Genomic DNA, 24,795 nt, shown 5'->3' on the forward strand with positions numbered 1-24,795 from the left:
CACCCACTTCTATTTGCCTATACAGAATCTACTGAATATCTCAGTAATAATGTCCTCTTCCACCGTATCTCCTGTTATTTCCCCTAAATATCTCCATGCATCTTTTATATCCACAGATATCAGATCAACAGGTATACCTTCATCTATTGCTTCCATAGCTTTCTCAATGCTATCTACAGCTTTATCAATCAAAGATTTGTGCCTTATATTTGATACAACGGCACTGGATTTGCTTTTCACATTTCCGCTGTATGCAGTATTATATATTGCTTCTTCCAATAGGTCTATACCTTTCTTATCCTTTACGGACATCTTTATTATATTATGTCCATCGAATATCTCTCCCAATGCTTCCAAATCAGCTTCAATACCTGCATCTATCTTATTTGCAGCCACTATAACCTTTTTTTGCTTTATCATGGACGCTATTGCCATATCTTCCTCAGTCAATTTTTTTGAAGCATCTACTATAAAAATAACCAAATCTGCTCTGTTTAAAGCTTCCTTTGTCTTCTCCACACCGATTTTTTCTACAACATCCTCTGTCTCTCTCAATCCGGCTGTATCTATGAGTTTTATAAGAACACCCTTCACATTAAGGTATTCTTCAATTATATCTCTTGTGGTACCTGGTATGTCAGTTACTATGGCTCTGTTTTCCCTAAGAAGTAAATTCAGCAATGAGGATTTCCCTACATTGGGCCTTCCTATTATGGCAGTGCTTAATCCTTCTCTTTGAATCTTTCCTTCATAATAAGTATCTTGAAGCTCTTTAAGTATGCCTAAGGCTTCATTACCTTGAGATTTTAGATTCTCCGATGTTACTTCTTCTATATCATGCTCAGGAAAGTCAATGGATGCTTCAATATGTGCCAACATAGACATCAGCTTATCCATTACTTCTTTTACTTTCAGTGATAACTCCCCTTGCAGCTGATTTACTGCGTTTTCAAGACCTTCATCGGTTTTGGCCGTTATTATATCGATTACTGCCTCTGACTGAGCCAGATCAATTCTTCCATTGAGGAAACCTCTCTTGGTAAACTCTCCTGCTTCTGCCAATCTGGCTCCCTTTTTCAATACAAGCTCCATAATTTTTCTTATGGATATGACACCTCCGTGGCAGTGTATCTCAACTACATCTTCGCCGGTGTAGGAATATGGTGCTCTCATGATTACAGCTAGAACTTCGTCAATTTTCTTTCCTTCCTCATCATATATAAAACCATAACTCATATATCTTGATGGCATTTCATTGACGTCTTTTGCCTTTTTTCCTCTAAATATCTGCCCTAATATATCTTGCGACCTCTTGCCGCTAAGCCTTATAATCCCTATACCTGCCTCTCCCGGAGCAGTACCAACGGCAGCAATAGTATCATCCAGCACCTTATCACCTCTTTCAAATATTATAAACCCAGTATTTTCATACTGGGTTACTTACATGCTATAATAACCTTCCTATTCGGCTCTTCCCCTTCGCTATATGTAAAAACATCAGGGTGATTTTGCAAAGTAGAATGTATTATTCTTCTCTCATATGGATTCATGGGCTCCAGCTCGACCTTCTTTCTTGTCTTAGCCACTCTGTCAGCAAGCCTGTTTGCAAGCCTTACGAGAGTCTCTTCCCTCTTTTTTCTGTAATTCTCAGTATCCAACACAACTCTTACATAATCATCTTTACCATTATTCTTATTGACAACAAGGCTTACTAAATATTGGAGAGAATCCAATGTCTGCCCTCTTTTTCCGATAACCATTCCCATTTTAGGACCGATAAGGTTTATATAAAGTCCTGCATCTGTATATTTTATCTTTATTTCTGATTTAATATCCATAGCATTGAGAACATCTCTCAGAAACTTATAGGCAACTTCTTTTTCTTCTTTCTTATCATCATGCTTTTTACTTATGGTAGTTGTTTTCTCTTGTGCAAGCGCTTCTTCTTTTACAGGAAATTCTTCTTTTTTCTCTTCCTTTACTGTAACCTTTACTTTAGCAAGCCTGCTCCCTAATATTCCAAACAATCCTTTGCTAGGTTGTTCCAATATTTCTATATCTACTTTATCCTTAGATATATTTAATTCCTGCAAAGCCAGCTCTACCGCTTCTTCAATAGTTTTTGCCGTCTTCTCTACCCATCTCATTTAATTTTCGCCTCCCTTATGACCAAAGGTCATCCTGGTCATAATATACTGCTGCACTATAGTAAATATGTTACCGATTACCCAATACAAAGCTATTCCAGAGGGGAACTTTAAAGTAAACCATCCAATCATCAGTGGCATTATAATACTCATGCTCTTCATTGAAGGATCTACATTACCTTTCGCTGACATCATAGTAGTTTGTAAATAAGTCGTAGCAGCTGATAATACAGGAAGAATATACAACTGGTCCGGTTTTCCTAAGTCTGCCAGCCACCAGAAGCTTTTAGCTATAGCATCAAATTCTTCGGGAGTAAACACAAACTTAGTAGGATTTTGCAGAACACCAAATAAAGCTATAATAATGGGAAACTGTATAAGAAGCGGTAAACAACCAGAAGCAGGATTATAATTATGCTCCTTATATAACTCCAATAGCTTTTCATTCATCTTCTCAGGATTATTTTTGTACTTATTTTGAATTTCTTTTATTTTTGGGTTAAGCTCATTCATTATCTTAGTTGATTGAGTTTGTTTGATATTGATAGGCAACAACAAAATTCTAGTTAGGATAGTAAATATTATTATGGCATAGCCATAGCTTCCTGTAAAATCGAATATGATCTTCAGTAGCGCACCAAATGGTCTGGATATTACATCTAACAAAACATCTCCCCCTATAATTAGACTAATACTATTTCAAAATGATATACCACTAGGACAACAGTCTTTAAGGCAAAATCCAATAAATTATGGTACAGGATCATATCCTCCCGGGTTAAATGGATGGCATTTCAATATTCTCTTTATTCCCAAAAATGTACCTTTTATACTCCCATATTTCTTCACTGCTTCAAGGGTATAATTGGAACATGTAGGTATAAATCGGCACTTTCCCGGGCTTATGGGGGATATAATCAATTGGTATGCTCTTATTAAAAATATAATTGCATGTTTCATTATTCAACATCTTCCTTAAAGAGCCTGGCCCTTTTCACAGCGTTTATCATTTCTCTTTCAATGTCATAATAACTTGCTTCACTGCTCTTCGGCCTTGCTGTAAATACAATGAGATATCCTGGTTTTATTTTATCACTTATTTTTCTAAAATTCTCTCTCATCAATCTCTTAACACGATTTCTTTTTACGCTATTTCCTATTTTTTTGCTAACTGAATATCCTACTTTATTAGTATCTTCATTATTTTTTAAAACATAAAGCACCAAGCAGCTCTCAGCATAATATTTCCCTTTTGAATAAACTTTTTTGAACAAGTAATTTTTCTTTATTTTTTCGGGGACTTTCATAGTGTTCCTCCACAATTGAGGCATGTAGAGAAAAAGGCCACAATAAGCGGCCTTATACTGTTAATCTCTTTCTACCTTTTCTTCTTCTTCTCTTTAAAACGTTTCTGCCATTCAAAGTACTCATTCTTTGTCTAAATCCATGAACTTTTTTTCGTTGTCTCTTCTTAGGTTGATAAGTTCTAAGCACTGCTACACCCCCCAACGATTATCTGTATATCAATATGCATATTAAGCATAATACGCCACCGTACACTAAAATTATATATATATTAATATTTACTGTCAAGAAATTTAAGATGAATCAAACACTCATCCATGTCAAATATATATTTACTTCCTGTGGATAACTTTCAAAATCCAATTGAATTCCCCTTTTTTATTTGCTAATATAAATCTATAATTGTGTATAACTTTTTGATTTAATTATTTTATTCACAACATGTGTATAAATCTGTGTATAACTAATATATTTTGTGTATTAATTTTTATAATTTAGTCTATAATCTAATGAAATCAATTTTAACCAACTAGTGGATTTTGTTAATATTTTTTTTGCCCAATTTGTGGACAAATAACATTTTAAATATTATATTAACATTTTATCAATATTTTATACACAATAGCTTTTGATAAGTTAGCATTGTTTTAATATACACTATGAGGAGGATGGAAATGAACCCCCAGAATTTTGAAATTTGGGATAAAACACTTGATATTATTAAAGTAGAACTGACAGAAGTGAGTTTCAATACTTGGCTAAAATCTATAACACCAATATTAATCAAAGACGATATGATTATTTTCCATGTCCCTGATGATTTTACAAAGGGAATCATTGAAACCAGATATGCTACTCTTATAAAAAATGCTCTAAAACAAGTAACTTCAAAAAATATTGACATCAAACTGACAGTAAATGAGACAGAAGCTGATATTCAAAATTATGACAATGCTACAGGTAAAAAAGAAACAGAAGAATTGGTAAATACTTCCCTAAATCCCAGATACACCTTTGATACCTTTGTCGTCGGAAACAGCAACAGGCTTGCTCATGCTGCCTCTGTTGCAGTAGCTGAATCTCCGGCAAAGGCTTATAATCCTCTATTTATATACGGCGGTGTTGGATTAGGGAAAACCCATCTCATGCATGCAATTGGCCATTATGCTTTAAATCAAAATAAAAAAACAAAAGTAGTGTATGTATCTTCCGAAACCTTTACAAATGAATTGATAAACTCAATCAGAGACGATAGGAATATTGAATTCAGAAACAAATACAGAAATATTGACATACTGCTGATTGACGATATTCAATTCATTGCGGGTAAAGAAAGAACTCAGGAAGAATTTTTCCATACATTTAATTCATTATATGAAGCAAACAAGCAAATAATCATATCCAGTGATAGACCTCCAAAGGAAATCCCAACTCTTGAGGACAGGCTTAGATCAAGATTTGAATGGGGGCTTATTGCAGATATTCAGCCTCCTGACTTAGAAACCAGAATTGCTATATTAAAGAAAAAAGCCAAGCTTGAAAATCTTGTAGTACCTGACGATGTGCTTCTATATATAGCTAAAAAGATTTTATCAAACATAAGAGAACTTGAGGGTGCATTGATCAGAATAGTTGCATATTCATCCCTTACCAACAGGGAAATAAATGAAGAGCTGGCAGCTGAAGCTTTAAAAGATATAATATCCAACTCGAAACCTAAATTTATTACTCCAACTTTGATAAAGGAAAAGGTGGCCGAGTACTTCAATATTAAAATAGAAGAATTTAATGCAAAAAAAAGAACAAAATCCATCGTATATCCCAGACAGATTGCAATGTATCTATGCCGTGAATTGACTGACCTTTCTCTTCCAAAGATTGGTGAAGAGTTTGGAAGGGACCACACCACTATAATGCATGCTTGCGATAAAATATCATCTGATATTGAAATAGACCCTGAACTAAAAAATATAATAAACGATCTTATAAAAAAGATCGAAAGTACTTAATAAGTTGTTGATAAACTGATTATAAGCTGTTGATATTTATATTCTCAAAAATATCTACAAAAAGATATGCCATAGATACTATTTACTTTTCAACAATCTATCAACAGCTAAAATTAAGTTATATACTTGTTTCCATTACTTTTTAACAAATTAACAACCCCTATTACTATTACTAGTAATATATTTTATATATTTAATAAATCAGAAAAAAACGGAGGTTATCCACAAATGAGAATAATAACAGACAAATCCACGTTGTTGGAAAGCATAAATATTGTTCAAAAAGCAGTGCCTTCTAAAACAACTCTTCCAATACTGGAAGGCATTTTATTTCAAGCAAAGAACGGAAAATTAACCCTTGTTTCAACAGATCTTGAAATGGGAATTGAAACCACATCAAATGTAGATGTTATAGAACAAGGAAGTATGGTAGTTTCATCAAAAATAGTTGGAGAAATAGTAAGAAAGCTCCCTGATTCAGATATAGAAATTGAAACCAGAGATAACTTTATCCACATAAAGAGTGAAAATTCTGAATTCAAAGTATTATCTCTGTCCACAGAAGAATTTCCTGAACTTCCTACTGTAAGCAGGGATAAGGGATTGAGCTTGACTAGTTCAATGCTTAAGGAAATGATAAAGCAAACCATCGTAGCTGTTTCCAATGATGAAATAAGGCCTATCTTGACGGGAGTCTTGATGGAAGTAAATGGAAATCAAGTAACCATGGTGGCCCTTGATGGATTTAGAATGGCTGTTAGGGTGGCAAGCGCTTTAAATGATGAGAACTTTAAGGCAGTAATCCCGGGAAAGACTTTGGTAGAAATAGGGAAAATATTAAATGATAATGAAGATCCGGTTAATATTTTTATTTCAAAAAATCAAATACTATTCCATATAGGAGATACAACCGTTACTTCAAGGCTTCTTGAAGGTGAGTTCATAAATTATAAGCAGTTGCTTCCTACTGAATACAAAACAAAAATAGTCTTAAAGAAGGATAGTCTATTGGATGCATGCGATAGAGCGGCATTGTTTGCTAAAGATTCCAATAACAGTATCAAGTTTGAGATATATGATGATGTTATGAACATTAAATCAAACAGCGATAACGGAGATGTTCATGAGCAATTGAACATATCCAAAACTGGTGATGATATTGAAATAGCTTTTAATCCAAAGTATTTAATGGATGCATTAAAGGTTATAAATAAAGAAGATATTGCAGTAGAGTTTACAACAAGCGTCAGCCCAAGTATAATCAAACCTCTTAATGATTCCGAGTTCTTATATTTAGTATTGCCTGTGCGAAGAAGATAAAAGAAGGTGAAAGATTTGTTGGAAATAAAAATAGAAACAGAATATATAAAACTTGACCAGTTTCTTAAATTTGCAGGATTGGTGAACACCGGTGGAGAAGCAAAGAATATCATAGCGGAAGGAAAGGTCATGGTTAATGGTGAAGTAGAAACAGCAAGAGGAAAAAAGCTGAGAATTGATGATGTAATTGAGATAGACGGGCGCAAATATAAGATAGTATAACTGTCAGGGAGTGCTTTTATTGAATATAGAGAGCATATACTTACTGAATTTCAGAAATTATAGTGAACAGTATATAGAATTGGATCCGGGTTTAAATATATTTTATGGTGAAAATGCTCAAGGCAAAACCAATATTGTAGAAGCAGTTTATTTGCTCACCATGGGTAAATCCCATAGAACCAATAAATATAATGAACTGGTTAAATGGGATGAAAATGATACTCGCATACGAATTCGATTCAAAAAAGAAGATTTCCAATATGATATCGATTATATGCTCAAGAGAAATCAAAAAAAGCAGATAAAAGTAAATGACATTAGATTGGATAAGTTGAGCGATATAATCGGTAAGCTAAATACTGTTATTTTTTCTCCTGATCATATGAAAATAATAAAGGAAGGGCCATCGGAAAGAAGAAAGTTTATTGATTCCATATTATCTCAGACAAAACCTAAATATTACTATAACCTTAGTCAGTATCTAAAGGTTTTAGCTCAAAGAAATATTTTATTGAGCAGTGATAAAAATAATTCAATAGAAAAATATTTGGACATATGGGATAATCAATTAGTAGACTATGGCTCTAAGATTATTTTAGAAAGGCAATTATTCATAAGTGAAATAGATAAGAAAGCATGGGAAATTAATAAGGAACTGTCAGGAGGCAGAGAAAACTTTCACTTAAGATATATGCCTTCTGTAGCTGAAAATAAACATGATATTAAAGATATAAAAGAAGCCTTTGAAAAAAAGATTACGGAATCAAGAGCTGTAGATATCAAGAGAGGTACCACTAATTATGGACCCCATAGAGATGAGCTTAATCTATATATTAATGATAAAGAAGTTAGAAACTATGGATCCCAAGGTCAGCAAAGATCTGCACTATTATCTTTGAAGATTTCAGAAATGGATTATATAAAAGATGAAATTGGATCTATGCCAATTTTACTGCTTGATGATGTTTTTTCTGAATTAGATAAAACCAGGCAGGGTTTTTTAATTTCATTCATAAAAAATGTGCAAGTAATTCTTACATGCACTGAATATGAAAATTTATATTTAGGGGACAAGTCTGGATATAAAGTTTTTTATGTAAAAAGTGGAAAAGTATACAGTGAGTAAATAAAAGGTTATAATAAGGGGAGGAACTGTTTATGTTTGTTCATCTCGGAGGGGATGTAGTAATTCCTATTAAGGATATAATAGCAATTATGGATATAGAGTCAAGTATTACTTCCAGCAATACAAAGGAATTTCTTAAAACAGCAGATGATGAAGGTTTTATAGTTAATATTTCAAATGATGCACCAAAATCATTTGTTCTATCTGAAAGAGATAATAAGACTATTATTTATTTATCTCCCATATCATCTGCTACTCTTCATAAGAGATCAGGTTTTTTTAATGATGTTTCATTAAAGTAGATAATACAGGGGGAATTTTAATGGCAGAAAAAAAGCAAAATCAGCAGTATGAAGCTGAACAGATACAAGTATTGGAAGGTCTTGAAGCGGTAAGAAAGAGACCTGGAATGTATATAGGAAGTACTGGAAGCAAGGGGCTTCATCACCTTGTATGGGAAGTTGTAGATAACAGCATTGACGAAGCTTTGGTAGGAGTTTGTAAAAATATTGAGGTTATAATCCATAAGGATAATTCTGTAACCAATATTGATGACGGTAGGGGTTTTCCCGTAGGAATACATCCAAAATTGAAAAAGCCTGCAGTAGAAGTGGCTTTGACGGTACTCCATGCGGGAAGCAAATTTGGCGGTGGAGGATACAAGGTATCAGGAGGTTTGCATGGTGTTGGCGTATCTGTAGTTAATGCTCTTTCTGAGTATCTTGAAGTAGAAGTAAAAAGAGAAGGAAAAATATTTTATCAAAGATATGAAAGAGGAAAAGCTGTAACAGAGCTTAAGGTTATAGGGGAAGCTGATTCAACAGGTACAAAGATTACATTTAAACCCGATGGACAGATATTTGATGAGTTGGAATACAATTTTGACATATTGGAACATAGGCTTAGAGAAATGGCTTTTCTCAACAAGGGGATAAAGATAACTCTGAAAGATGAAAGAACAGACACAGTAAGAGTTTATCAGTATGACGGAGGATTAGTTTCCTTTGTTCAGTTTTTGAACAAGAATAAAGAAGTTCTGTATCCGGAGCCCATATATGTTTCAGCCACCAAAGATGATATTATAGTAGAAGCAGCTATTCAATACAACGATAGTTACAATGAAAATATATATACTTTTGCTAACAATATAAATACTGTTGAAGGCGGTACCCATGCCATCGGATTAAAAAATGCTGTTACAAAGGCAATAAATGATTATGCAAGGAAATATAAGTTTCTTAAGGATAACGAATCAAATCTTCAAGGTGAGGATGCAAGAGAAGGCTTAACGGCAGTGTTAAGCGTAAAGATTCCAAACCCCCAATTTGAAGGGCAGACAAAAACAAAGCTAGGAAATCCTGAAGTAAGAGGAATAGTAGACAGCATTATATTCGAAGCATTAGAAGCATTTTTGGAAGAAAATCCATCTATTGCAAAGACCATTATAGAAAAGGCCATTACTGCATCCAGAGCAAGAGAAGCTGCGAGAAAAGCAAGAGAGCTTACAAGAAGAAAAACTGCTTTAGAGAGCACCACATTGCCGGGGAAGCTTGCAGATTGCTCTGAGAAGGATCCTTCCTTGTGTGAAATCTACATAGTAGAGGGAGATTCTGCGGGAGGTTCTGCAAAGCAAGGCAGAGACAGAAGATTCCAGGCTGTATTGCCTCTGAGAGGTAAAATATTGAACGTTGAAAAAGCAAGATTAGACAGAATTTTATCAAGCGAAATGATAAGAGCCATGATTACAGCCTTTGGTGCCGGCATAAGTGATGACTTCAATATCGAAAAAATGAGATATGGCAGAATAATTCTTATGACAGATGCGGACGTTGATGGTGCTCATATAAGAACATTATTGCTTACATTCTTCTACAGATATATGAGGCCTCTTTTGGAAGCAGGATATGTATATATAGCTCAGCCTCCGTTGTACAGGGTAAGAAAAACAGGTAAAGGCAAACCAAAGGATTATTACGCTTATAGCGATAAAGAACTGGAAAAGTTATTAAACCAGATAGGAAGAGATAACATAAGCATACAGAGATACAAAGGTCTTGGAGAAATGAATCCTGAGCAGCTTTGGGATACTACCATGAATCCTGAGACAAGAACTATGCTTAGGGTATCTTTGGAAGACGCAGTGGCAGCTGATGAAATATTTACTATTCTTATGGGTGATAAAGTAGAACCAAGAAGAGAGTTTATTGAAGAAAATGCCAAGTATGTAAGAAATTTAGATATATGATTTTAAGGTTTCTGAGATTTTGATATGCTCCCCTTGTGGTAGACAGTTTAAATAATAAAAACTGTGTACTACAAGTAGGAGTATATTTTTATGAGAGGAAAAAATAAATTTTCAACAAATGAGAAACTTAAATATGTTCTTAGATGTATAGAAGGAAAAGATTCCATTACGCATACTGTTTCTTTGATTGGAATAAGTAATACAGCTTTGAGACAATGGATTCGCAATTATCAATCCTTAGGTATTGAAGTACTAAATACTAAAAATAAGAATTCTAGTTATCCTGCAGAATTGAAAGAAAAAGCTGTAAAAGACTATCTGGCTGGCTATTGCTCTCAGTCAGATATATGTAAGAAATACGGATTGCGATCAAAATCAATGTTTCAAAAGAATAACTATGATGAGACAGCTCAGAAATATCAAGTATCTTACCAGCAGGTTTATACATGGACAAATAAGTATAAAAGCGGCGGTGTTGAAGCCCTGCAGGATAAAAGAGGAAAGAGAAAAAATGAGAATGAAATGTCCGAACAGGAGAAGCTAAGGGTACAAAACAAACTGCTTGAAGCTGAAAATCGTAGAAAGCAAATGGAAATAGATTTCCTAAAAAAACTCAACGAGGTAGAAAGGGGGCAGTACTAAGCCAGGTAATGTATGAAACTATTTATCTGACTATACAAGAACTTCATAATACTAAGGCATACCCAATCACAGAGTTATGTGATTTAGCAGGAATACAACGTTCATCATATTACAAATGGCTTAATAGAAAAGAAAGCAATAATGAACAATTTAATAAGATTCTACTACCTCTAATCAAAGATGCGTACTAAGAGAAAAATGGTATTTTGGGATATAGGCAGATGACAATCAAGTTGAACCGAGAAAACGATTTCCATGTAAACAACAAGAAAATCTATAGGCTTATGAGAATACTCAACTTAAAGTCTGTGTGTCGCAAAAAAAAGAAAGAGTTACATCAGATCAACACTTGAAATTACTGCAGAAAATATACTAAACAGAGAATTTTATGCAGATACATTCGGTAAGAAGTGGCTTACTGATGTGACTGAAATGAAATATGGTGTTAACAATAAAGCTTATCTTAGTGCAATACTGGATCTTGGTGATAAAAGCGTTGTATCCTTTGTGCTTGGGTACTCAAATAATAATGAACTGGTATTTAGGACATTTGATATTGCTCATGAGAAATATCAAAATGCAAAACCTATATTTCACAGTGACAGAGGCTTTCAATATACAACAAAAGCATTTAAGAAAAAGCTGGATGATGCAGGAATGATTCAGAGCATGTCACGTGTATCCCGCTGCATAGATAATGGGCCAATGAAGGCATTCTGGGGGATGCTGAAATCTGAAATGTACCATTTAAAAAGATTCAATTCTTACGATGAACTGGAAGCATCAGTCATCGATTACATAGATTATTACAATAACCATCGTTATCAGAGAAGATTAAATTGCATGACCCCAATGGAATACAGACAATATCTGATGAATCAGGCTGTATAAAAATGACGCCAACCAAAATTGTTGGTTGACGTCATAGTTAGTTTTTTATTTTTCCACTGTCTACTTGACAGGGAGCACTTCATTTTCAGAAACCTTTTTTATTTATTTTTTATATGAAATACTATAAACTAAACTTATATACATTTGAAAATAAATGGAGGTAGTATCATGGCATATGATAGTTCTGATGTGGCTAAGGCAGCTATAAATCTTGCCATATCTTCAAGGGCTTCAGAAGAAGCCATAATAAAGGAGCTTAAAAGCAGAAAAATATTGGGTGTTGCAGTAGATATAGGCGGTGATTTCAATTCTTCTATTCCTAAAATAATTGAGAGGGCAGTTGTAGCAGCTAAAAGAAGCGGCATAATAACGGAATGTCATGTCCATGAAGGAGCTGTTGCAGGGGCAACAAGGGAAGTTTTAGGGCAAATAAGCATGAAAGCAAACGGATATAGTATAGGCGGTAAAATAGGCATAGCCAGATCTGGAGAACATTTAAGCATATGCATATTTATGAGTATAGGTTTACTCTATTTAAACGATGTGGTTATAGCATTGGCCCATAGGGCTATACCTGAGCTTAAATAAACTTTATACATAATAAACTATTGACAATTTAATGGAATTCTTATAGAATCATATTCATATTTATTAATGTTATCAATGGACAGCATTATGGTTTTCTATTGGAAGCCATATCATCATATGGATTGTAGTTTGGTAGAATGGTAGTTTACAGTATGTTTTGTCTAAAAACTGATCTATCAGGATCAGTTTTTTAATACAACACAATAATTTAATCAAAAATATGGAGGATGGTAGCATGGTAGTAAAACAAAAATCTTCAGTTCTTTTTGTGATTCTTTTATTCATCATTTCATTATTGTCCGGATGTGTCAATACATCAGCAATCGGAAATAATCAGGAACGGGAATCCACAATTCAACCGAGCAATTTCATAGAAATTGGAATAATTCAAATAGTCGAGCACCCGGCTTTGGATTCAGCAAGACAAGGTTTTATTGATGCATTGGCTTCAAAGGGCTTTGAAGATGGTGAAAATATCAGGATAGATTTCCAAAATGCCCAAGGTGATTTTCCTACTGCTCAGACTATAGCTCAGAATTTTGCAAGCAATAAAAAAGATATGATATTTGCCATTGCAACTCCTGCAGCCCAAGCTGCTTTTAACGCTACTAAAGAAATACCTATACTTATAACAGCAGTAACAGATCCTGTAGATGCAGGATTGGCAAAATCATTGGGCAAACCGGAGACAAATGTGACAGGCACAAGCGATGCAGCTCCTATGGAAAGGCAGTTTGAACTATTAAAAAGATTGATACCTGATGCAAAAAACATAGGAATCATATACAATACCAGCGAAAGAAACTCTGAGATACAAGTTGATCTGGCAAAAAAGCTTTCAGATAAATTCGGTTTTGAAATAATAACCAAAGGTGTGACTAATACAAATGAAGTGCCTCAGGTGCTTGATTCTCTTGCAAGCAAAATTGATGTGCTTTATGTTCCTACAGATAATCTGGTAGCTTCAGCTATTGCAATAATATCTGAAAAATGTATGGAAAGGAAAGTACCTGTTGTAGGTTCGGAGAAGGGTCATGTTGAAGGCGGAGCCATTGCTACGGAAGGAATAGATTATTACAAGCTCGGTTTTCAGACTGGGTTGATGGCAGTTGAGGTTCTAAATGGATCTAAGACTCATGACATGCCTATAACAACGATAAAAGATACTACTCTTACCATAAATGCCATGACAGCAGAGAAACTTAACATATCAATACCTCAGGATTTGATGGAAAGAGCTGAGGTAATAAAAGGCGGTGGAGCAAGATGATAAGTTTCTTAATGGGAGTATTGGAACAAGGTCTTTTATTTTCCATAATGGCATTTGGGGTATATATAACATATAAAATATTGGATTTCCCAGATTTGTCTGTTGACGGTACATTTCCTTTAGGTGCATCAGTAACAGCGGTGCTCTTGATAAATGGTACCAGTCCAGTAGCAACATGCCTTCTTTCATTAGGAGCTGGTATGGCTGGAGGTTTTGTAACGGGAATGCTTCATGTAAAATTCCGTATAACAAATCTGTTATCCGGAATACTGGTAATGATTGGGTTATATTCAATAAACCTCAGAATAATGGGTAAATCAAATACGCCCTTTTATAACGAGAGGACTATTTTTTCTTACAATATTCCTTCCCTATTGGTTATATTGACATTGGTTGTCATAGTAAAAGTGATTCTTGAGCTTTTGTTTAGGACAAAATTTGGTTTTATATTAAAGGCTACCGGTGACAATCATAATATGGTCACATCCATGGGAGTGGATATAGGTAAGATAAAAATTATAGGAATAATGATTTCAAATGGTTTGGTGGCTTTATCAGGATCTGTTATGGCCCAGTACCAGCACTTTTCAGACATTGGCATGGGAAGCGGTGTAATAGTCATGGGCTTGGCTTCAATAATAATGGGCGAATCCATTTTGAAAGCATTACCTGTAAAATTAAGAACCGCATGTCCATTGTTAGGATCTTTATTGTACCAGGGCAGCATTGCGACAGCTTTGAGAATTGGTATGGATCCTAAGGATCTTAAACTTATTACATCTATGATAGTTATAGTTGCTTTGGCAGCTTATAATAGAGGATTGAACATGAAATTTAAGAATAATTTAAGGTTTGGAGGTGTGAAGACTGTTACACATTCAAAATCTGCATAAAACATTTAATAAAAACACCATAAATGAGAACAAAGTATTTGAGGGATTGCATCTTAGTGTAGAAAAAGGCGATTTCATAACCATTATAGGCAGTAACGGTGCGGGAAAGTCCACTCTTTTGAATATTATTTCAGGATCTATACCTTGTGATGAAGGTTCCATAATTCTGAATGGAGAAGAAATAACAAACATGCCAGAATACAAAATCAGCAGACTTGTAGGGAGGGTATTTCAAGACCCTAAGATGGGCACGGCGCCATCGATGACGGTTTTGGAAAATATAGCTTTAGCTCATAGCAAGAATAAAAGATATGGCTTATCTTGGGGAGTAGACAAGAAAAAAATACCTGATATAAAGGAAGCACTATCAAAATTAGGATTAGGTCTAGAAAATAAGTTGGATGTAAATGTTGGATTATTGTCGGGAGGACAGAGGCAAGCCATGGCTCTTCTTATGGCTACCATATCCAATCCATGCCTTTTAATGCTCGATGAACATATGGCAGCATTGGATCCTAAAACTTGTGAAACAATTTCTGAGTTAACTGATAAAATAGTGCTGGAAAAGAAGATAACAACACTTATGGTGACTCATAATTTAAAGCAGGCAATAGCTATGGGAAACAGGCTTATAATGATGCATAGAGGTAAAATTATATTGGATATAAAAGGAGACGAAAAGAAAGGCCTGACCCCGGAGAAGCTTATGGCATTATTTAGAGATAAAGAAAAGTCGGATATATTAAGCGATCGGTTGATGCTGGCTTAAACATTAAAAAAATTTCTATTGACATTATGGTATTGAGGTACTATACTTATAACTAAAATTAATATTGATTCTATCCAGAGAGGCGGAGGGACTGGCCCAATGAAGCCCGACAACCGGCATTCTCATTCGAATGCATCGGTGTCAATTCCAGCAGCATTAGCTGAAAGATAGAAAAGAATTTATTCTCTTCTGTTTTTCAGAAGAGTTTTTGTTTATTAAGAATTTAATAATATGCTCTTATCCAGAGAGGCGGAGGGACTGGCCCAATGAAGCCCGACAACCGGCATTCTCATTCGAATGCATCGGTGTTAATTCCAGCAGCGTTAGCTGAAAGATAAGAGAGGCGATATCCCTCTTTTATCTATTGAGGGATTTTTTATTTTCCAAATTAGAAACAGCTTGAGGAGGCAATAAGATGATCACTATAAAAGGCCTTTATAAAACATATTCGTGTAGTGACGGCAATACAGAGGCATTGAAGAATATTAATCTTAGAATTGAGAAGGGAGATATTTTCGGCATCATAGGTTTAAGCGGAGCAGGAAAATCCACTCTCATAAGATGTATAAATAGGCTGGAAGAGCCTACGGAAGGCAGTATTTTTATTGATAATAGGGATATTACAAAGCTTGATGAAAATGAGTTGAGAGACATGAGAAGAAATATAGGTATGATATTCCAGCACTTTAATCTGTTGAGCAGGAGAAATTGCAGGGATAATATAGCTTTTCCGCTAAAGATAATGAAATATGATGAGAGGCAAATTGAAGAAAGAGTAGATGAACTATTGGATCTTGTAGAGCTTAAGGATAAAAAATTTTCTTATCCAAGCCAATTGAGCGGAGGTCAAAAGCAAAGGGTAGCCATAGCCAGGGCATTGGCTACAAAGCCTGAAATACTTCTTTGTGATGAAGCTACTTCTGCCTTGGATCCAAACACCACAGCTTCAATACTTAAACTTTTGAAGAATATAAATGAAACTCTTGGAATTACAATTGTAATAATAACCCATCAGATGGAGGTTATCAAGGAAATATGCAATAAAGTAGCTGTAATATCCGATGGAAGAATAGTGGAAGAAGGAAATACCTATGATGTATTTTCCAATCCTTATCATAAAGTGACAAAAAGCTTTGTAAAGGATGTGTCCCTTAATATCGACAAAAATACTCTGGGTGACGCTGATGATATGGAAATAGTGAGAATTACGTTTTTAGATCACAAAGCAAAGGAACCTTTGATATATAAGATAATCAAAAAATTTGATGTGGAAGCAAATATACTTTCAGGGCAAATGAACAGAATACAAGGAAGAATTTATGGAAACCTTGTTGTAGGTCTTAGAGGAAATGTTGAAAAAGTGGATGATGCCATCAATTTTTTAAAAGGTGAAGGTTTAATTGTGGAGGAGTTGAAATATAATGGAAGTTCTGATTGAATCAATAAAAAAAGTAATACTTTTAATGCCTATACCTCTTTGTGAAACCCTCTATATGGTACTGGCATCCACATTTTTTTCTGTTATATTTGGAATGCCTTTGGGTATTATCACGGCTATATCTGAAGAAGGAAGCATATGGGAAAGGAAATACTTGAACAGGATACTAAATGGTCTGATAAATATAACCAGGTCTTTTCCATTTATAATATTGATGATTGCTGTATTCCCTCTAACAAAAATCATAGTTGGAAAGAGGATAGGTACCACAGCAGCCATTGTACCATTGACCATCGCGGCTATACCTTTTGTAGCAAGGCTTGTGGAAACAGCCATAAAGGAGATAAGCCCTGGAATAATTGAAGCAGCCCTATCCATGGGAGCTGATGTTAAGCAAATAGTGTTTAAGGTTATGATTCCGGAAGCTTTGCCTTCCATTGCATCAGGAATAACTCTTACCATAATAAATCTCATAGGTTATTCCGCCATGGCAGGAGTTATTGGAGGTGGAGGATTGGGAAATCTGGCCATAAGATATGGTTATCAGGGATTCCAAAAAGATGTGATGATAGGGACGGTAATTGTTTTAATTTTGATGGTTCAGGTAATCCAGGATATTGGAACAAGGATTTATAGAAAACTTTTAAGATAGATATAAAAAAGTCTGAAAATAATTATCGATAATTATTCATATATTTTCTTTCCTTTCAGCCCGGCCAACTGAAAGGGAAAAATAAACCGAAAAAAGAAAGGATGTTAATGATGAAAAGGATATTGTCATTAGCTTTAGCAGCTGTACTTAGTGTATTGTTTGTTGGCTGTTCGCCAAAAGAATCTGAATCTGTAGCGGTAGCTACAGGTGGAGAAGAGAAAGCAGAAGGAGTATTAAAAGTTGGAGCAACTCCTGTGCCTCACGCAGAAATACTGGAAGTTGTTAAACCCATATTGGAACAAAAAGGTATAAAACTAGAAATTGTTGTGTTTGATGATTATGTTCAGCCTAACACAGCCTTAGCAGATAAAGAAATAGATGCAAACTTCTTCCAACATCAACCCTATCTTGACAATTTCAATACAGAAAGAGGTTTAAATCTTGTATCATTAGCAAAAGTCCATGTAGAACCTTTAGGATTATATTCTAAGAAAATTAAAAACATAAGTGAATTGAAAGATGGAAGTACAATAGCAATTCCAAATGATGCAACAAATAATGCAAGGGCTTTGCTATTGCTTCAGGCCAATGGGATTATCAAGTTAAAGGATGGAGGATCAATTACTTCTTCAGAATTGGATGTAGTAGAAAATCCAAAAAATATTAAATTTGAAGCTGTTGAGGCTGCACAATTGCCAAGGGTTTTGGAAGATGTGGATGCTGCAATAATCAACACTAACTTTGCGATTCCTGCTGGTTTGAATCCAATTAGAGATGCATTGATAATAGAAGATGGAAGCTCCCCATATGCCAATATATTGGTCATAAGGCAGGGGGATGAAAGTAGGCAAGAACTGAAAGAGTTGGCTAAGGCTCTAAACAGTACTGAAGTTAAGAGTTTTATTCAAGAAAAATATGAGGGTGCAGTAATTCCTGCCTTTTAATGTTGAATAAATCCCATCAAATGAATGATGGACGGGACAAGAATTAATTTTTAATTTATAATATAGGTAACCCACCATAATTAAAGAGGTTGCCTATATTATTGTTTTAGATGATTTTTTGAAATGATTATGGGTAATAATATTAGGAATACATGGCTATAATCTTAATTGGACAAAAATCTTTCATAGATTTATAATTATAGTATTATGGTCAAAATTCATTTAATTGTAATATAACTGAAGGAGGTGTATATTTTGGAAAATAAAGAGGGAAATCTATTATACGTTAATATAGAAGATGAGATGAAAAATTCCTTTATAGATTATGCCATGAGTGTTATCGTACAAAGAGCTCTACCAGATGTAAGGGACGGACTGAAACCTGTACACAGACGTATTTTATATGCTATGCATTCCCTAGGATTCACTCCTGATAAACCTCACAGAAAATCAGCTACTACAGTTGGTGAAGTTTTAGGTAAATACCATCCCCATGGAGATGCTGCCGTATATGATACTATGGTTAGAATGGCACAGGATTTTAATTATAGATATACTCTTATTGACGGCCACGGAAACTTTGGATCCATAGATGGAGATAGTGCCGCAGCAATGCGTTATACGGAAGCAAGAATGTCCAAAATAGCTATGGAGATGCTTAAAGACATTAATAAAGAAACTGTAGACTTTGTTCCAAACTATGATGAAAGCTTGAAGGAACCTTCTGTGCTGCCTTCTAAATTTCCAAACCTGCTTGTCAATGGAAGCAATGGAATCGCTGTTGGTATGGCAACATCAATTCCTCCTCATAATTTAGGAGAAGTTATAGATGGAATTATTGCTACCATAGATAATCCGGATATAGAATTAGAAGAGTTGATGAAACACATAAAAGGTCCTGATTTTCCAACTGGTGCATTGATAATGGGAAAGGATGGAATAAGAAAGGCCTATGCTACCGGAAGAGGAAAGGTAGTAGTAAGAGCTAAAGCAGAGATTGAAAGCATGTTCGGCAACAGACAAAGAATAGTTGTCACTGAGATTCCATATCAGGTAAACAAGGCTAATCTTATTGAAAAGATTGCAGATCTTGTAAAAGAGAAAAAAATTGAAGGTATTTCTGATCTGAGGGATGAATCTGACAGAGAAGGAATGAGAATTGTAATTGAGTTAAAAAGAGATGCCAATGCCAATATAGTATTGAATCTATTATATAAACATACTCAAATGCAAAGCGCCTTCAGCATAATCATGCTGGCTTTGGATAATGGTCAACCAAAGGTTATGAACCTGAAGGAAATGATTCAAAAATATATCGATCATCAGAGACAAATAATAATTAGAAGAACCCAGTATGATTTAAGAAAAGCAGAGGAAAGAGCTCATATATTAGAGGGTTTGAAAATTGCTCTGGACCATATAGATGAAATCATCAATATCATAAGAAGTTCAAAAACAGTAAATGAAGCCAGAGAAAGAATGATGGCAAGATTTGGATTATCTGAGGAACAAGCCACTGCCATTGCAGAAATGAGATTAAAGAGCCTCACAGGTTTGGAAAGAGAAAAGATTGAAGAAGAGTATCTTGGTTTGATAAAGGACATTGAATACTATAAATCCATATTAGCCAGTGAGCTTATGGTTTCCAATATAATAAAAGAGGAACTTTTGGAAATAAAGAAAACATATGCGGATAAGAGAAGAAGCAAGATAACTCATTCTGTTGAAGAGGTTAATGAAGAAGATCTCATCGAGGAGGAAGAGGTTGCAGTAACGCTTACCCACTTTGGCTATATAAAGAGGCTTCCAGCAGATACCTATAAGAGCCAAAGAAGGGGAGGAAAAGGAATCACCGCTCTTCAGACAAGAGAGGATGATTTTGTTGAACATCTGTTTATTACATCAACACATAATCAGTTGTTATTCTTTACCAATAAGGGTAGAATGTTTAGGCTGAAAGCATATGAAATTCCTGAGGCAGGAAGACAGGCTAAAGGAACTGCATTGGTAAATCTCCTTCAATTGGATAAGAATGAAGCAGTAAATGCTGTAATACCCATAAAGGAGTTTGAAGATGAAGGGTATCTTATATTCATGACTAAAAACGGCATAATAAAGAAAACAGAGCTTAAGCAGTATTCATCACATAGAGCTACAGGGCTTAATGCAATCACTCTAAAGGATGAAGATGAACTTATTTCTGTTAAGCTGACAAGAGGTACATCTGAGCTTATAGCCATTACAAGACAAGGTTTGGCCATAAGATTCCCTGAGAAAGATGTTAGGGATATGGGTCGCACGGCTATGGGTGTAAAGGGAGTTACCTTGAATCCTGGTGATAGCGTTATAGCTTTGGATATTGTGGAAGAGGGTGCAGATCTTCTTGTAATAAGCGAAAGAGGATTTGGAAAGAGAACTCCATTATCTGAATACAGAGTACAAAGCCGTGGAGGTAAAGGTATTAAGACATCTAATATAACAGCCAAAACCGGTTATTTGGTTGGAGCAAAGGTAGTGAAGGATGACTGCGAAGTTATGCTCATCAGCGCCGAAGGTGTAATAATACGATTGCACATAAACGATATATCAGTGATGGGTAGAAGCACCCAAGGTGTCACATTGATGAAACTTGCTGAACATGATAGTGTGGTTGCTTTAGCTAAAATAGTTCCAGATGAAGAATGATGGTAAAAGGGGCTGTTGCACAACTAACAAATAGTTAGTTGTGTGGCAACCCCTCTTAATTTACCCAAAAACGAAAAATACAAGTCCCGAAGGACCCGTAAATTCGGCACAATTAAGTTATGCTACCCACAAAACTATACAATAAAAATTATACAGAATTTAATGGATGTTATCAATTGGTTTTACCATTAGATTCTGAAGTGCTAATTCCTGTTTTAATAATACTTGGGAAAGTATAAATTAAGGAGATTTATACTTTCCCAAGTATTTCAAGAAGGATTCCTTGATTGTTATAAATGCTTTCAAAGGAAGTCTTTCTTATGCTTGCCATTTGATCATAACTTTTGTCATCCATTTTTTTATATCAATTTTATAAACTTCTTCAAGTGATTTATTAGAAAGAATATCTTTTATTGCGCCATATTGAAATTTTTCTCCATTATTTAATAAAATAACTTTATCTGCATATTCCTGAACAAGGTTTAGATCATGCAGAACTGTAACTACAGCCCTTTCTTTCTTTTTTTTCCATTGCTTAATATATTCCAGCAGTTCTATCTGATATCTCAAATCAAGATGGTTAGTGGGTTCATCCAGCAAAATGATCTTAGGATCTTGAGCAAAAATTTTAGCCAGAAAGACTCGCTGAAGCTGACTGCCTGAAAGTTGGTTTATCTTGGCATTTCTTATACTTAGTAAACCTACCTTTTCCATGGAGTCGTAGATTATATCTTTGTCAAGAGATGATAATCGTGGCAACATGCCGTCCATATGACAATATCTTCCCAAAGAAACTGTTTCATATACAGTATAGGGAAAGTGTATAGAATTTATCTGTGTCATTAAAGCAATATTCTTAGCTAAATCTTTTCTTTTCGTTTCTGAGATTTCTGTTTCACCAATTTTAATGCTGCCTCTATAAGGTATAATATGGGCTATAGCCTTAAGCAAAGTTGACTTGCCACAACCATTTGGCCCTATTATGGATAAATTGCAGCCAGCTTCTACATCAAATGATATGTCTTTTATGATATCTTGATTGTTATAACCACAAAATATATGGTTAACACTAAGCATGGAAATCACCTGCTTTTTAAAATATATGTATGCAAAAACGGGGCGCCAATGAGAGTTGTAACAGCTCCTACAGGAAACTCTGAAGGTGATATTATGGTTCTTGCTATTATATCTGAAAAAATCACCAGTGCCCCTCTGAACATAGCCGATGTTGGCAGGGTATAAATATGTTTTGAACCGAAAGATCTTCTGGCAACATGAGGTGCCATGAGATCCACAAATCCTATGGTGCCGCTTAAGGCTATCGCACTGCTGGTTAAAATGAATAAAAACCAAGAGTTTTTTCTTTGCTTTAGTTGTTATAAATGTTTATAGCAGCGTACCTTTCTTAAAAGCTATTAATCAATACTTTTAAACTTATAATTTCTGCTTATGAAATCGATTTCTTCTAAATTTTTTTGGGCATTAAGTTTTAGAGCCAATAAGAAGAAATAATCAGATAATAGATTTGCAAAATCATAAAGAATAGGATCTACTTTATTTCCCTTTGCTTCATATCTGTGCATTAATCTGGCTAGTTTCAAGCATTTATTTCGAATTACATGGGAAAGTGATGCAGGAATAGTGCCTTGAGGCAATACAAATCGCAAGTAATTATGATTGGTTTCTTCATGATATTTGAGGCTGATTTCATGAAGCCAATTTAATTCATCTCTAGTTACAGCAGTCTTAACCCTCAGAGAACTGTTCATATGGTAAACAAGGGTTTCAACTTTTATTAATTCATCTTTTAGGCCATCGTCCGTTATGTAAGCTTTCAGCAAACCAATATTACATGCAATTTCATCGGTGCAAAATTCATAATCGGTTTTTAGATCCTCTGGATCATCGTACATAAATGAGTAAGCGCAAAAAACAGTACCTTCTTTCATTTTCATCTTTATCATCCTTTTCAATGTATTTGAGGGGTTTAAAGAGAATCAAAAAGCGCACCGCAAGGGTGCGCTTAATGAATTGCAGTGTATATGAGATAAGCCATATATGCAAAACGTATAACTTATAGCCTTCACATCCCACCCTCAGAGGATATTGGCCAACCAGACTTAGGCAGGTCTCCCGGCTCCACTTCATCCTACTTTCTTACCTTCCCGCTTGCGCAGTGGCATAATCAGATTTCGTCAGTGATACGGTTACTGGGGTAGCTCGGTTTATCCGATTCCCTATTAAGTAAAAACACCCAAGCCCTATTCAATTTAATTATATTTTTACAGTATTTTTTTGTCAACTTGCTTCAGATTTGTTTCTTTAAAACATCTTCGAAACTTTCTCCCGATATGGTCAAACCATTTTCAGTGTTTTTTAATTTAAAGAAATCTACTAATAATATGTCCTCATGTTTTTCAACACTGCCGCTTATACCGGGTATGATAATGATTTCTACGTCATCCTTAGTTTCTTCTGCAAGTTTGTCCAAGTTCAATTTTTTTATAGCATCAATTGTAGGCTGAACCTCATCTATATACTCTAATATCATAAGGTTATTGGAGTAATATTTTCTTTCTGTCTTGTTGCCTGAGAAAGGTTCCTTGTTATTGAGAGCGCTTAAAATTCTACGAAGGGATTCATTGTTAAAATCTTCGTTATATATGTATGAGAATTCTCTCATGGAACAAAGATCATTTAAAAAGCCTTCATTGACCTTTTCCTTGGACATAACTGAATTCCAAAAAAACAGCATTACTTCTAAACCGTTTAGATTTGTTTTAATATTTGCCATGATATACCTCCTGTTTATATTTAGATAATATGTTAAAACAACATATTGTTTCAGTATTATTATAACACTTTCTAATCATTTATCATTTTAGAACATATACAATATAAAAACTTTTGCCTATAGAAAAATAAAATAATATTTTTTGATTTGTTAATAATACTAAAGAAGATACTTATATGTGAAAATATATAAGCAAAGATTACCTTTTGACACTTAGAATAAAACATGATAATATAAAATTCCTGTCGCAAACAAGACATAAAAAATGGCTATATAAGCTGACAGGATTTAATAAAGAATCAACAAAGAAAATATCAAATAAATGACGCATTGACATGCTTTGACGGACTAGATTCGCTTGCTAAATAACGATAAATGAAGAAATAACCAATGAATTATATATTGACAGAGTGATCTAAACATGATAAGATGTAATTCCTGCTTCGGTGGGAAACGAGTCACAGCAATGAAATAAAAATGTCGAAAAGATGTTGACAACAAAATGGAGCTGTGGTAAGATATGAAAGTCGGCGCGATGAGCTGACGAAGAGAGAGAAATGGACTTTGAAAACTAAACAGTACTAGATGAAAGTAATTCTTTTGAGTAGGATTGAACAAAGAAGAGTTAATTTAGGTAGAAGCTATGACGGAAGTCGTAGGTTAAATAGAATTAACATGAGAGTTTGATCCTGGCTCAGGACGAACGCTGGCGGCGTGCCTAACACATGCAAGTCGAACGGAGATGGTGGGATAGCTTGCTATTTTATCATCTTAGTGGCGGACGGGTGAGTAACACGTGGGCAACCTGCCCTAAAGAGGGGGATAACACCGAGAAATCGGTGCTAATACCGCATG

27 protein-coding genes, 1 rRNA gene and 3 riboswitches are annotated in these 24,795 nt (G+C 34.8%); of the genes, 18 read left to right on the forward strand and 10 right to left on the reverse strand.

What is annotated here, in order from left to right:
* Positions 1 to 9: 9 nt before the first annotated feature.
* The 6 genes from mnmE to rpmH all read right to left on the reverse strand — a co-directional run bounded on the left by mnmE (position 10) and on the right by rpmH (position 3,641).
* Complete coding sequence (gene mnmE / locus BUB48_RS14680) at positions 10 to 1,389, reverse strand: tRNA uridine-5-carboxymethylaminomethyl(34) synthesis GTPase MnmE (protein ID WP_073027109.1); 1,380 nt, start codon at positions 1,387 to 1,389, stop codon at positions 10 to 12.
* 47 nt (positions 1,390 to 1,436) lie between these two features.
* Positions 1,437 to 2,147, reverse strand: coding sequence for an RNA-binding cell elongation regulator Jag/EloR (gene jag / locus BUB48_RS14685; protein ID WP_073027111.1), 711 nt, complete (start codon positions 2,145 to 2,147; stop codon positions 1,437 to 1,439).
* Positions 2,148 to 2,813 (reverse strand): YidC/Oxa1 family membrane protein insertase, encoded by a 666-nt coding sequence (locus BUB48_RS14690; protein ID WP_207648349.1) that lies wholly within the window; start codon positions 2,811 to 2,813, stop codon positions 2,148 to 2,150.
* Positions 2,814 to 2,897: 84 nt separating this feature from the next.
* Positions 2,898 to 3,107 (reverse strand): membrane protein insertion efficiency factor YidD, encoded by a 210-nt coding sequence (gene yidD / locus BUB48_RS14695; protein ID WP_073027113.1) that lies wholly within the window; start codon positions 3,105 to 3,107, stop codon positions 2,898 to 2,900.
* Positions 3,107 to 3,454, reverse strand: a complete 348-nt coding sequence (gene rnpA / locus BUB48_RS14700; RefSeq protein ID WP_073027115.1) for a ribonuclease P protein component — start codon at positions 3,452 to 3,454, stop codon at positions 3,107 to 3,109. The genes yidD and rnpA overlap by 1 nt, the downstream gene beginning before the upstream one ends.
* 52 nt (positions 3,455 to 3,506) lie before the next feature.
* On the reverse strand, positions 3,507 to 3,641 hold the full coding sequence (gene rpmH, locus BUB48_RS14705) for a 50S ribosomal protein L34 (RefSeq protein ID WP_073027117.1): 135 nt from the start codon (positions 3,639 to 3,641) through the stop codon (positions 3,507 to 3,509).
* Between the two features lie 485 nt (positions 3,642 to 4,126).
* On the opposite strand from rpmH, the gene dnaA reads away from it, so the two are divergent.
* The 17 genes from dnaA (at position 4,127) to gyrA (ending at position 21,146) form a co-directional block, all read left to right on the forward strand.
* Positions 4,127 to 5,461 carry a chromosomal replication initiator protein DnaA gene (gene dnaA, locus BUB48_RS14710; RefSeq protein ID WP_073027119.1) on the forward strand — a complete coding sequence of 445 codons (1,335 nt, stop codon included), beginning with the start codon at positions 4,127 to 4,129 and terminating at the stop codon, positions 5,459 to 5,461.
* A gap of 228 nt (positions 5,462 to 5,689) precedes the next feature.
* The gene (dnaN, locus tag BUB48_RS14715; protein WP_073027121.1) at positions 5,690 to 6,781 is read left to right on the forward strand and encodes a DNA polymerase III subunit beta; all 1,092 of its coding nucleotides are present in this window, start codon (positions 5,690 to 5,692) and stop codon (positions 6,779 to 6,781) included.
* Positions 6,782 to 6,796: 15 nt separating this feature from the next.
* Positions 6,797 to 7,003, forward strand: a complete 207-nt coding sequence (yaaA, locus tag BUB48_RS14720) for a S4 domain-containing protein YaaA (protein WP_073027124.1) — start codon at positions 6,797 to 6,799, stop codon at positions 7,001 to 7,003.
* 19 nt (positions 7,004 to 7,022) lie between these two features.
* Positions 7,023 to 8,129, forward strand: coding sequence for a DNA replication/repair protein RecF (recF, locus tag BUB48_RS14725; RefSeq protein ID WP_073027127.1), 1,107 nt, complete (start codon positions 7,023 to 7,025; stop codon positions 8,127 to 8,129).
* A gap of 32 nt (positions 8,130 to 8,161) precedes the next feature.
* The gene (gene remB / locus BUB48_RS14730; protein WP_073027129.1) at positions 8,162 to 8,431 is read left to right on the forward strand and encodes an extracellular matrix regulator RemB; all 270 of its coding nucleotides are present in this window, start codon (positions 8,162 to 8,164) and stop codon (positions 8,429 to 8,431) included.
* Positions 8,432 to 8,451: 20 nt separating this feature from the next.
* Positions 8,452 to 10,374 (forward strand): DNA topoisomerase (ATP-hydrolyzing) subunit B, encoded by a 1,923-nt coding sequence (gene gyrB, locus BUB48_RS14735; RefSeq protein ID WP_073027131.1) that lies wholly within the window; start codon positions 8,452 to 8,454, stop codon positions 10,372 to 10,374.
* A 90-nt stretch (positions 10,375 to 10,464) separates the two neighbouring features.
* Positions 10,465 to 11,016 carry a helix-turn-helix domain-containing protein gene (locus tag BUB48_RS14740; protein WP_073027133.1) on the forward strand — a complete coding sequence of 184 codons (552 nt, stop codon included), beginning with the start codon at positions 10,465 to 10,467 and terminating at the stop codon, positions 11,014 to 11,016.
* Between the two features lie 206 nt (positions 11,017 to 11,222).
* Entirely contained in the window at positions 11,223 to 11,369 is a 147-nt protein-coding gene (locus BUB48_RS19205; protein ID WP_408631053.1) for a transposase, read from the forward strand.
* The gene (locus BUB48_RS14750) at positions 11,323 to 11,907 is read left to right on the forward strand and encodes an IS3 family transposase (RefSeq protein ID WP_139250004.1); all 585 of its coding nucleotides are present in this window, start codon (positions 11,323 to 11,325) and stop codon (positions 11,905 to 11,907) included. The genes BUB48_RS19205 and BUB48_RS14750 overlap by 47 nt, the downstream gene beginning before the upstream one ends.
* Before the next feature lie 168 nt (positions 11,908 to 12,075).
* The gene (locus tag BUB48_RS14755) at positions 12,076 to 12,495 is read left to right on the forward strand and encodes a HutP family protein (RefSeq protein WP_073027137.1); all 420 of its coding nucleotides are present in this window, start codon (positions 12,076 to 12,078) and stop codon (positions 12,493 to 12,495) included.
* A 235-nt stretch (positions 12,496 to 12,730) separates the two neighbouring features.
* A complete protein-coding gene (locus BUB48_RS14760; RefSeq protein ID WP_073027139.1) occupies positions 12,731 to 13,765 on the forward strand; it encodes an ABC transporter substrate-binding protein in 1,035 nt (344 codons plus the stop codon).
* Positions 13,765 to 14,658, forward strand: a complete 894-nt coding sequence (locus tag BUB48_RS14765) for an ABC transporter permease (protein WP_408631054.1) — start codon at positions 13,765 to 13,767, stop codon at positions 14,656 to 14,658. The genes BUB48_RS14760 and BUB48_RS14765 overlap by 1 nt, the downstream gene beginning before the upstream one ends.
* Entirely contained in the window at positions 14,633 to 15,427 is a 795-nt protein-coding gene (locus BUB48_RS14770; protein ID WP_073027143.1) for an ABC transporter ATP-binding protein, read from the forward strand. The genes BUB48_RS14765 and BUB48_RS14770 overlap by 26 nt, the downstream gene beginning before the upstream one ends.
* Before the next feature lie 67 nt (positions 15,428 to 15,494).
* Positions 15,495 to 15,601: riboswitch (SAM riboswitch) on the forward strand.
* Between the two features lie 60 nt (positions 15,602 to 15,661).
* A riboswitch (SAM riboswitch) is annotated at positions 15,662 to 15,768 on the forward strand.
* A gap of 74 nt (positions 15,769 to 15,842) precedes the next feature.
* Positions 15,843 to 16,865: a methionine ABC transporter ATP-binding protein gene (locus BUB48_RS14775; RefSeq protein WP_073027145.1), complete on the forward strand. Its 1,023-nt coding sequence runs from the start codon at positions 15,843 to 15,845 to the stop codon at positions 16,863 to 16,865.
* Positions 16,849 to 17,517 (forward strand): methionine ABC transporter permease, encoded by a 669-nt coding sequence (locus tag BUB48_RS14780; protein WP_073027147.1) that lies wholly within the window; start codon positions 16,849 to 16,851, stop codon positions 17,515 to 17,517. The genes BUB48_RS14775 and BUB48_RS14780 overlap by 17 nt, the downstream gene beginning before the upstream one ends.
* A gap of 110 nt (positions 17,518 to 17,627) precedes the next feature.
* The gene (locus tag BUB48_RS14785; RefSeq protein WP_073027149.1) at positions 17,628 to 18,461 is read left to right on the forward strand and encodes a MetQ/NlpA family ABC transporter substrate-binding protein; all 834 of its coding nucleotides are present in this window, start codon (positions 17,628 to 17,630) and stop codon (positions 18,459 to 18,461) included.
* A gap of 255 nt (positions 18,462 to 18,716) precedes the next feature.
* Positions 18,717 to 21,146, forward strand: a complete 2,430-nt coding sequence (gyrA, locus tag BUB48_RS14790; protein ID WP_333782622.1) for a DNA gyrase subunit A — start codon at positions 18,717 to 18,719, stop codon at positions 21,144 to 21,146.
* Between the two features lie 318 nt (positions 21,147 to 21,464).
* Here gyrA and BUB48_RS14795 read toward each other — a convergent pair whose 3' ends face one another.
* The 4 genes from BUB48_RS14795 to BUB48_RS14810 form a co-directional block, all read right to left on the reverse strand.
* A complete protein-coding gene (locus BUB48_RS14795; RefSeq protein WP_073027151.1) occupies positions 21,465 to 22,223 on the reverse strand; it encodes an ABC transporter ATP-binding protein in 759 nt (252 codons plus the stop codon).
* A gap of 5 nt (positions 22,224 to 22,228) precedes the next feature.
* Complete coding sequence (locus BUB48_RS19210; protein ID WP_084524692.1) at positions 22,229 to 22,432, reverse strand: iron chelate uptake ABC transporter family permease subunit; 204 nt, start codon at positions 22,430 to 22,432, stop codon at positions 22,229 to 22,231.
* Between the two features lie 129 nt (positions 22,433 to 22,561).
* Positions 22,562 to 23,101, reverse strand: coding sequence for an ATP:cob(I)alamin adenosyltransferase (locus BUB48_RS14805; protein ID WP_073027155.1), 540 nt, complete (start codon positions 23,099 to 23,101; stop codon positions 22,562 to 22,564).
* 151 nt (positions 23,102 to 23,252) lie between these two features.
* A riboswitch (cobalamin riboswitch) is annotated at positions 23,253 to 23,419 on the reverse strand.
* Between the two features lie 35 nt (positions 23,420 to 23,454).
* Positions 23,455 to 23,940: a TDE2712 family protein gene (locus BUB48_RS14810; protein WP_073027157.1), complete on the reverse strand. Its 486-nt coding sequence runs from the start codon at positions 23,938 to 23,940 to the stop codon at positions 23,455 to 23,457.
* A gap of 671 nt (positions 23,941 to 24,611) precedes the next feature.
* On the opposite strand from BUB48_RS14810, the gene BUB48_RS14815 reads away from it, so the two are divergent.
* Positions 24,612 to 24,795 (forward strand): 16S ribosomal RNA (locus BUB48_RS14815); the annotation flags it as partial.

The sequence above is a fragment of the Lutispora thermophila DSM 19022 genome (assembly GCF_900142105.1).
GTDB classification, from domain to species: Bacteria; Bacillota; Clostridia; order Lutisporales; family Lutisporaceae; genus Lutispora; species Lutispora thermophila.

Excerpts from the sequence above, each read along its gene's own strand:
- jag (WP_073027111.1), bottom strand. The coding sequence starts at position 2,147 with ATGAGATGGGTAGAGAAGACGGCAAAAACTATTGAAGAAGCGGTAGAG.
- yidD (WP_073027113.1), bottom strand. The coding sequence starts at position 3,107 with ATGAAACATGCAATTATATTTTTAATAAGAGCATACCAATTGATTATA.
- rnpA (WP_073027115.1), bottom strand. The coding sequence starts at position 3,454 with ATGAAAGTCCCCGAAAAAATAAAGAAAAATTACTTGTTCAAAAAAGTT.
- dnaA (WP_073027119.1), top strand. The coding sequence starts at position 4,127 with ATGAACCCCCAGAATTTTGAAATTTGGGATAAAACACTTGATATTATT.
- dnaN (WP_073027121.1), top strand. The coding sequence starts at position 5,690 with ATGAGAATAATAACAGACAAATCCACGTTGTTGGAAAGCATAAATATT.
- remB (WP_073027129.1), top strand. The coding sequence starts at position 8,162 with ATGTTTGTTCATCTCGGAGGGGATGTAGTAATTCCTATTAAGGATATA.
- gyrB (WP_073027131.1), top strand. The coding sequence starts at position 8,452 with ATGGCAGAAAAAAAGCAAAATCAGCAGTATGAAGCTGAACAGATACAA.
- BUB48_RS14740 (WP_073027133.1), top strand. The coding sequence starts at position 10,465 with ATGAGAGGAAAAAATAAATTTTCAACAAATGAGAAACTTAAATATGTT.
- BUB48_RS14755 (WP_073027137.1), top strand. The coding sequence starts at position 12,076 with ATGGCATATGATAGTTCTGATGTGGCTAAGGCAGCTATAAATCTTGCC.
- BUB48_RS14760 (WP_073027139.1), top strand. The coding sequence starts at position 12,731 with ATGGTAGTAAAACAAAAATCTTCAGTTCTTTTTGTGATTCTTTTATTC.
- BUB48_RS14775 (WP_073027145.1), top strand. The coding sequence starts at position 15,843 with ATGATCACTATAAAAGGCCTTTATAAAACATATTCGTGTAGTGACGGC.
- BUB48_RS14780 (WP_073027147.1), top strand. The coding sequence starts at position 16,849 with ATGGAAGTTCTGATTGAATCAATAAAAAAAGTAATACTTTTAATGCCT.
- BUB48_RS14785 (WP_073027149.1), top strand. The coding sequence starts at position 17,628 with ATGAAAAGGATATTGTCATTAGCTTTAGCAGCTGTACTTAGTGTATTG.
- BUB48_RS14795 (WP_073027151.1), bottom strand. The coding sequence starts at position 22,223 with ATGCTTAGTGTTAACCATATATTTTGTGGTTATAACAATCAAGATATC.
- BUB48_RS19210 (WP_084524692.1), bottom strand. The coding sequence starts at position 22,432 with ATGGCACCTCATGTTGCCAGAAGATCTTTCGGTTCAAAACATATTTAT.
- BUB48_RS14805 (WP_073027155.1), bottom strand. The coding sequence starts at position 23,101 with ATGAAAATGAAAGAAGGTACTGTTTTTTGCGCTTACTCATTTATGTAC.
- BUB48_RS14810 (WP_073027157.1), bottom strand. The coding sequence starts at position 23,940 with ATGGCAAATATTAAAACAAATCTAAACGGTTTAGAAGTAATGCTGTTT.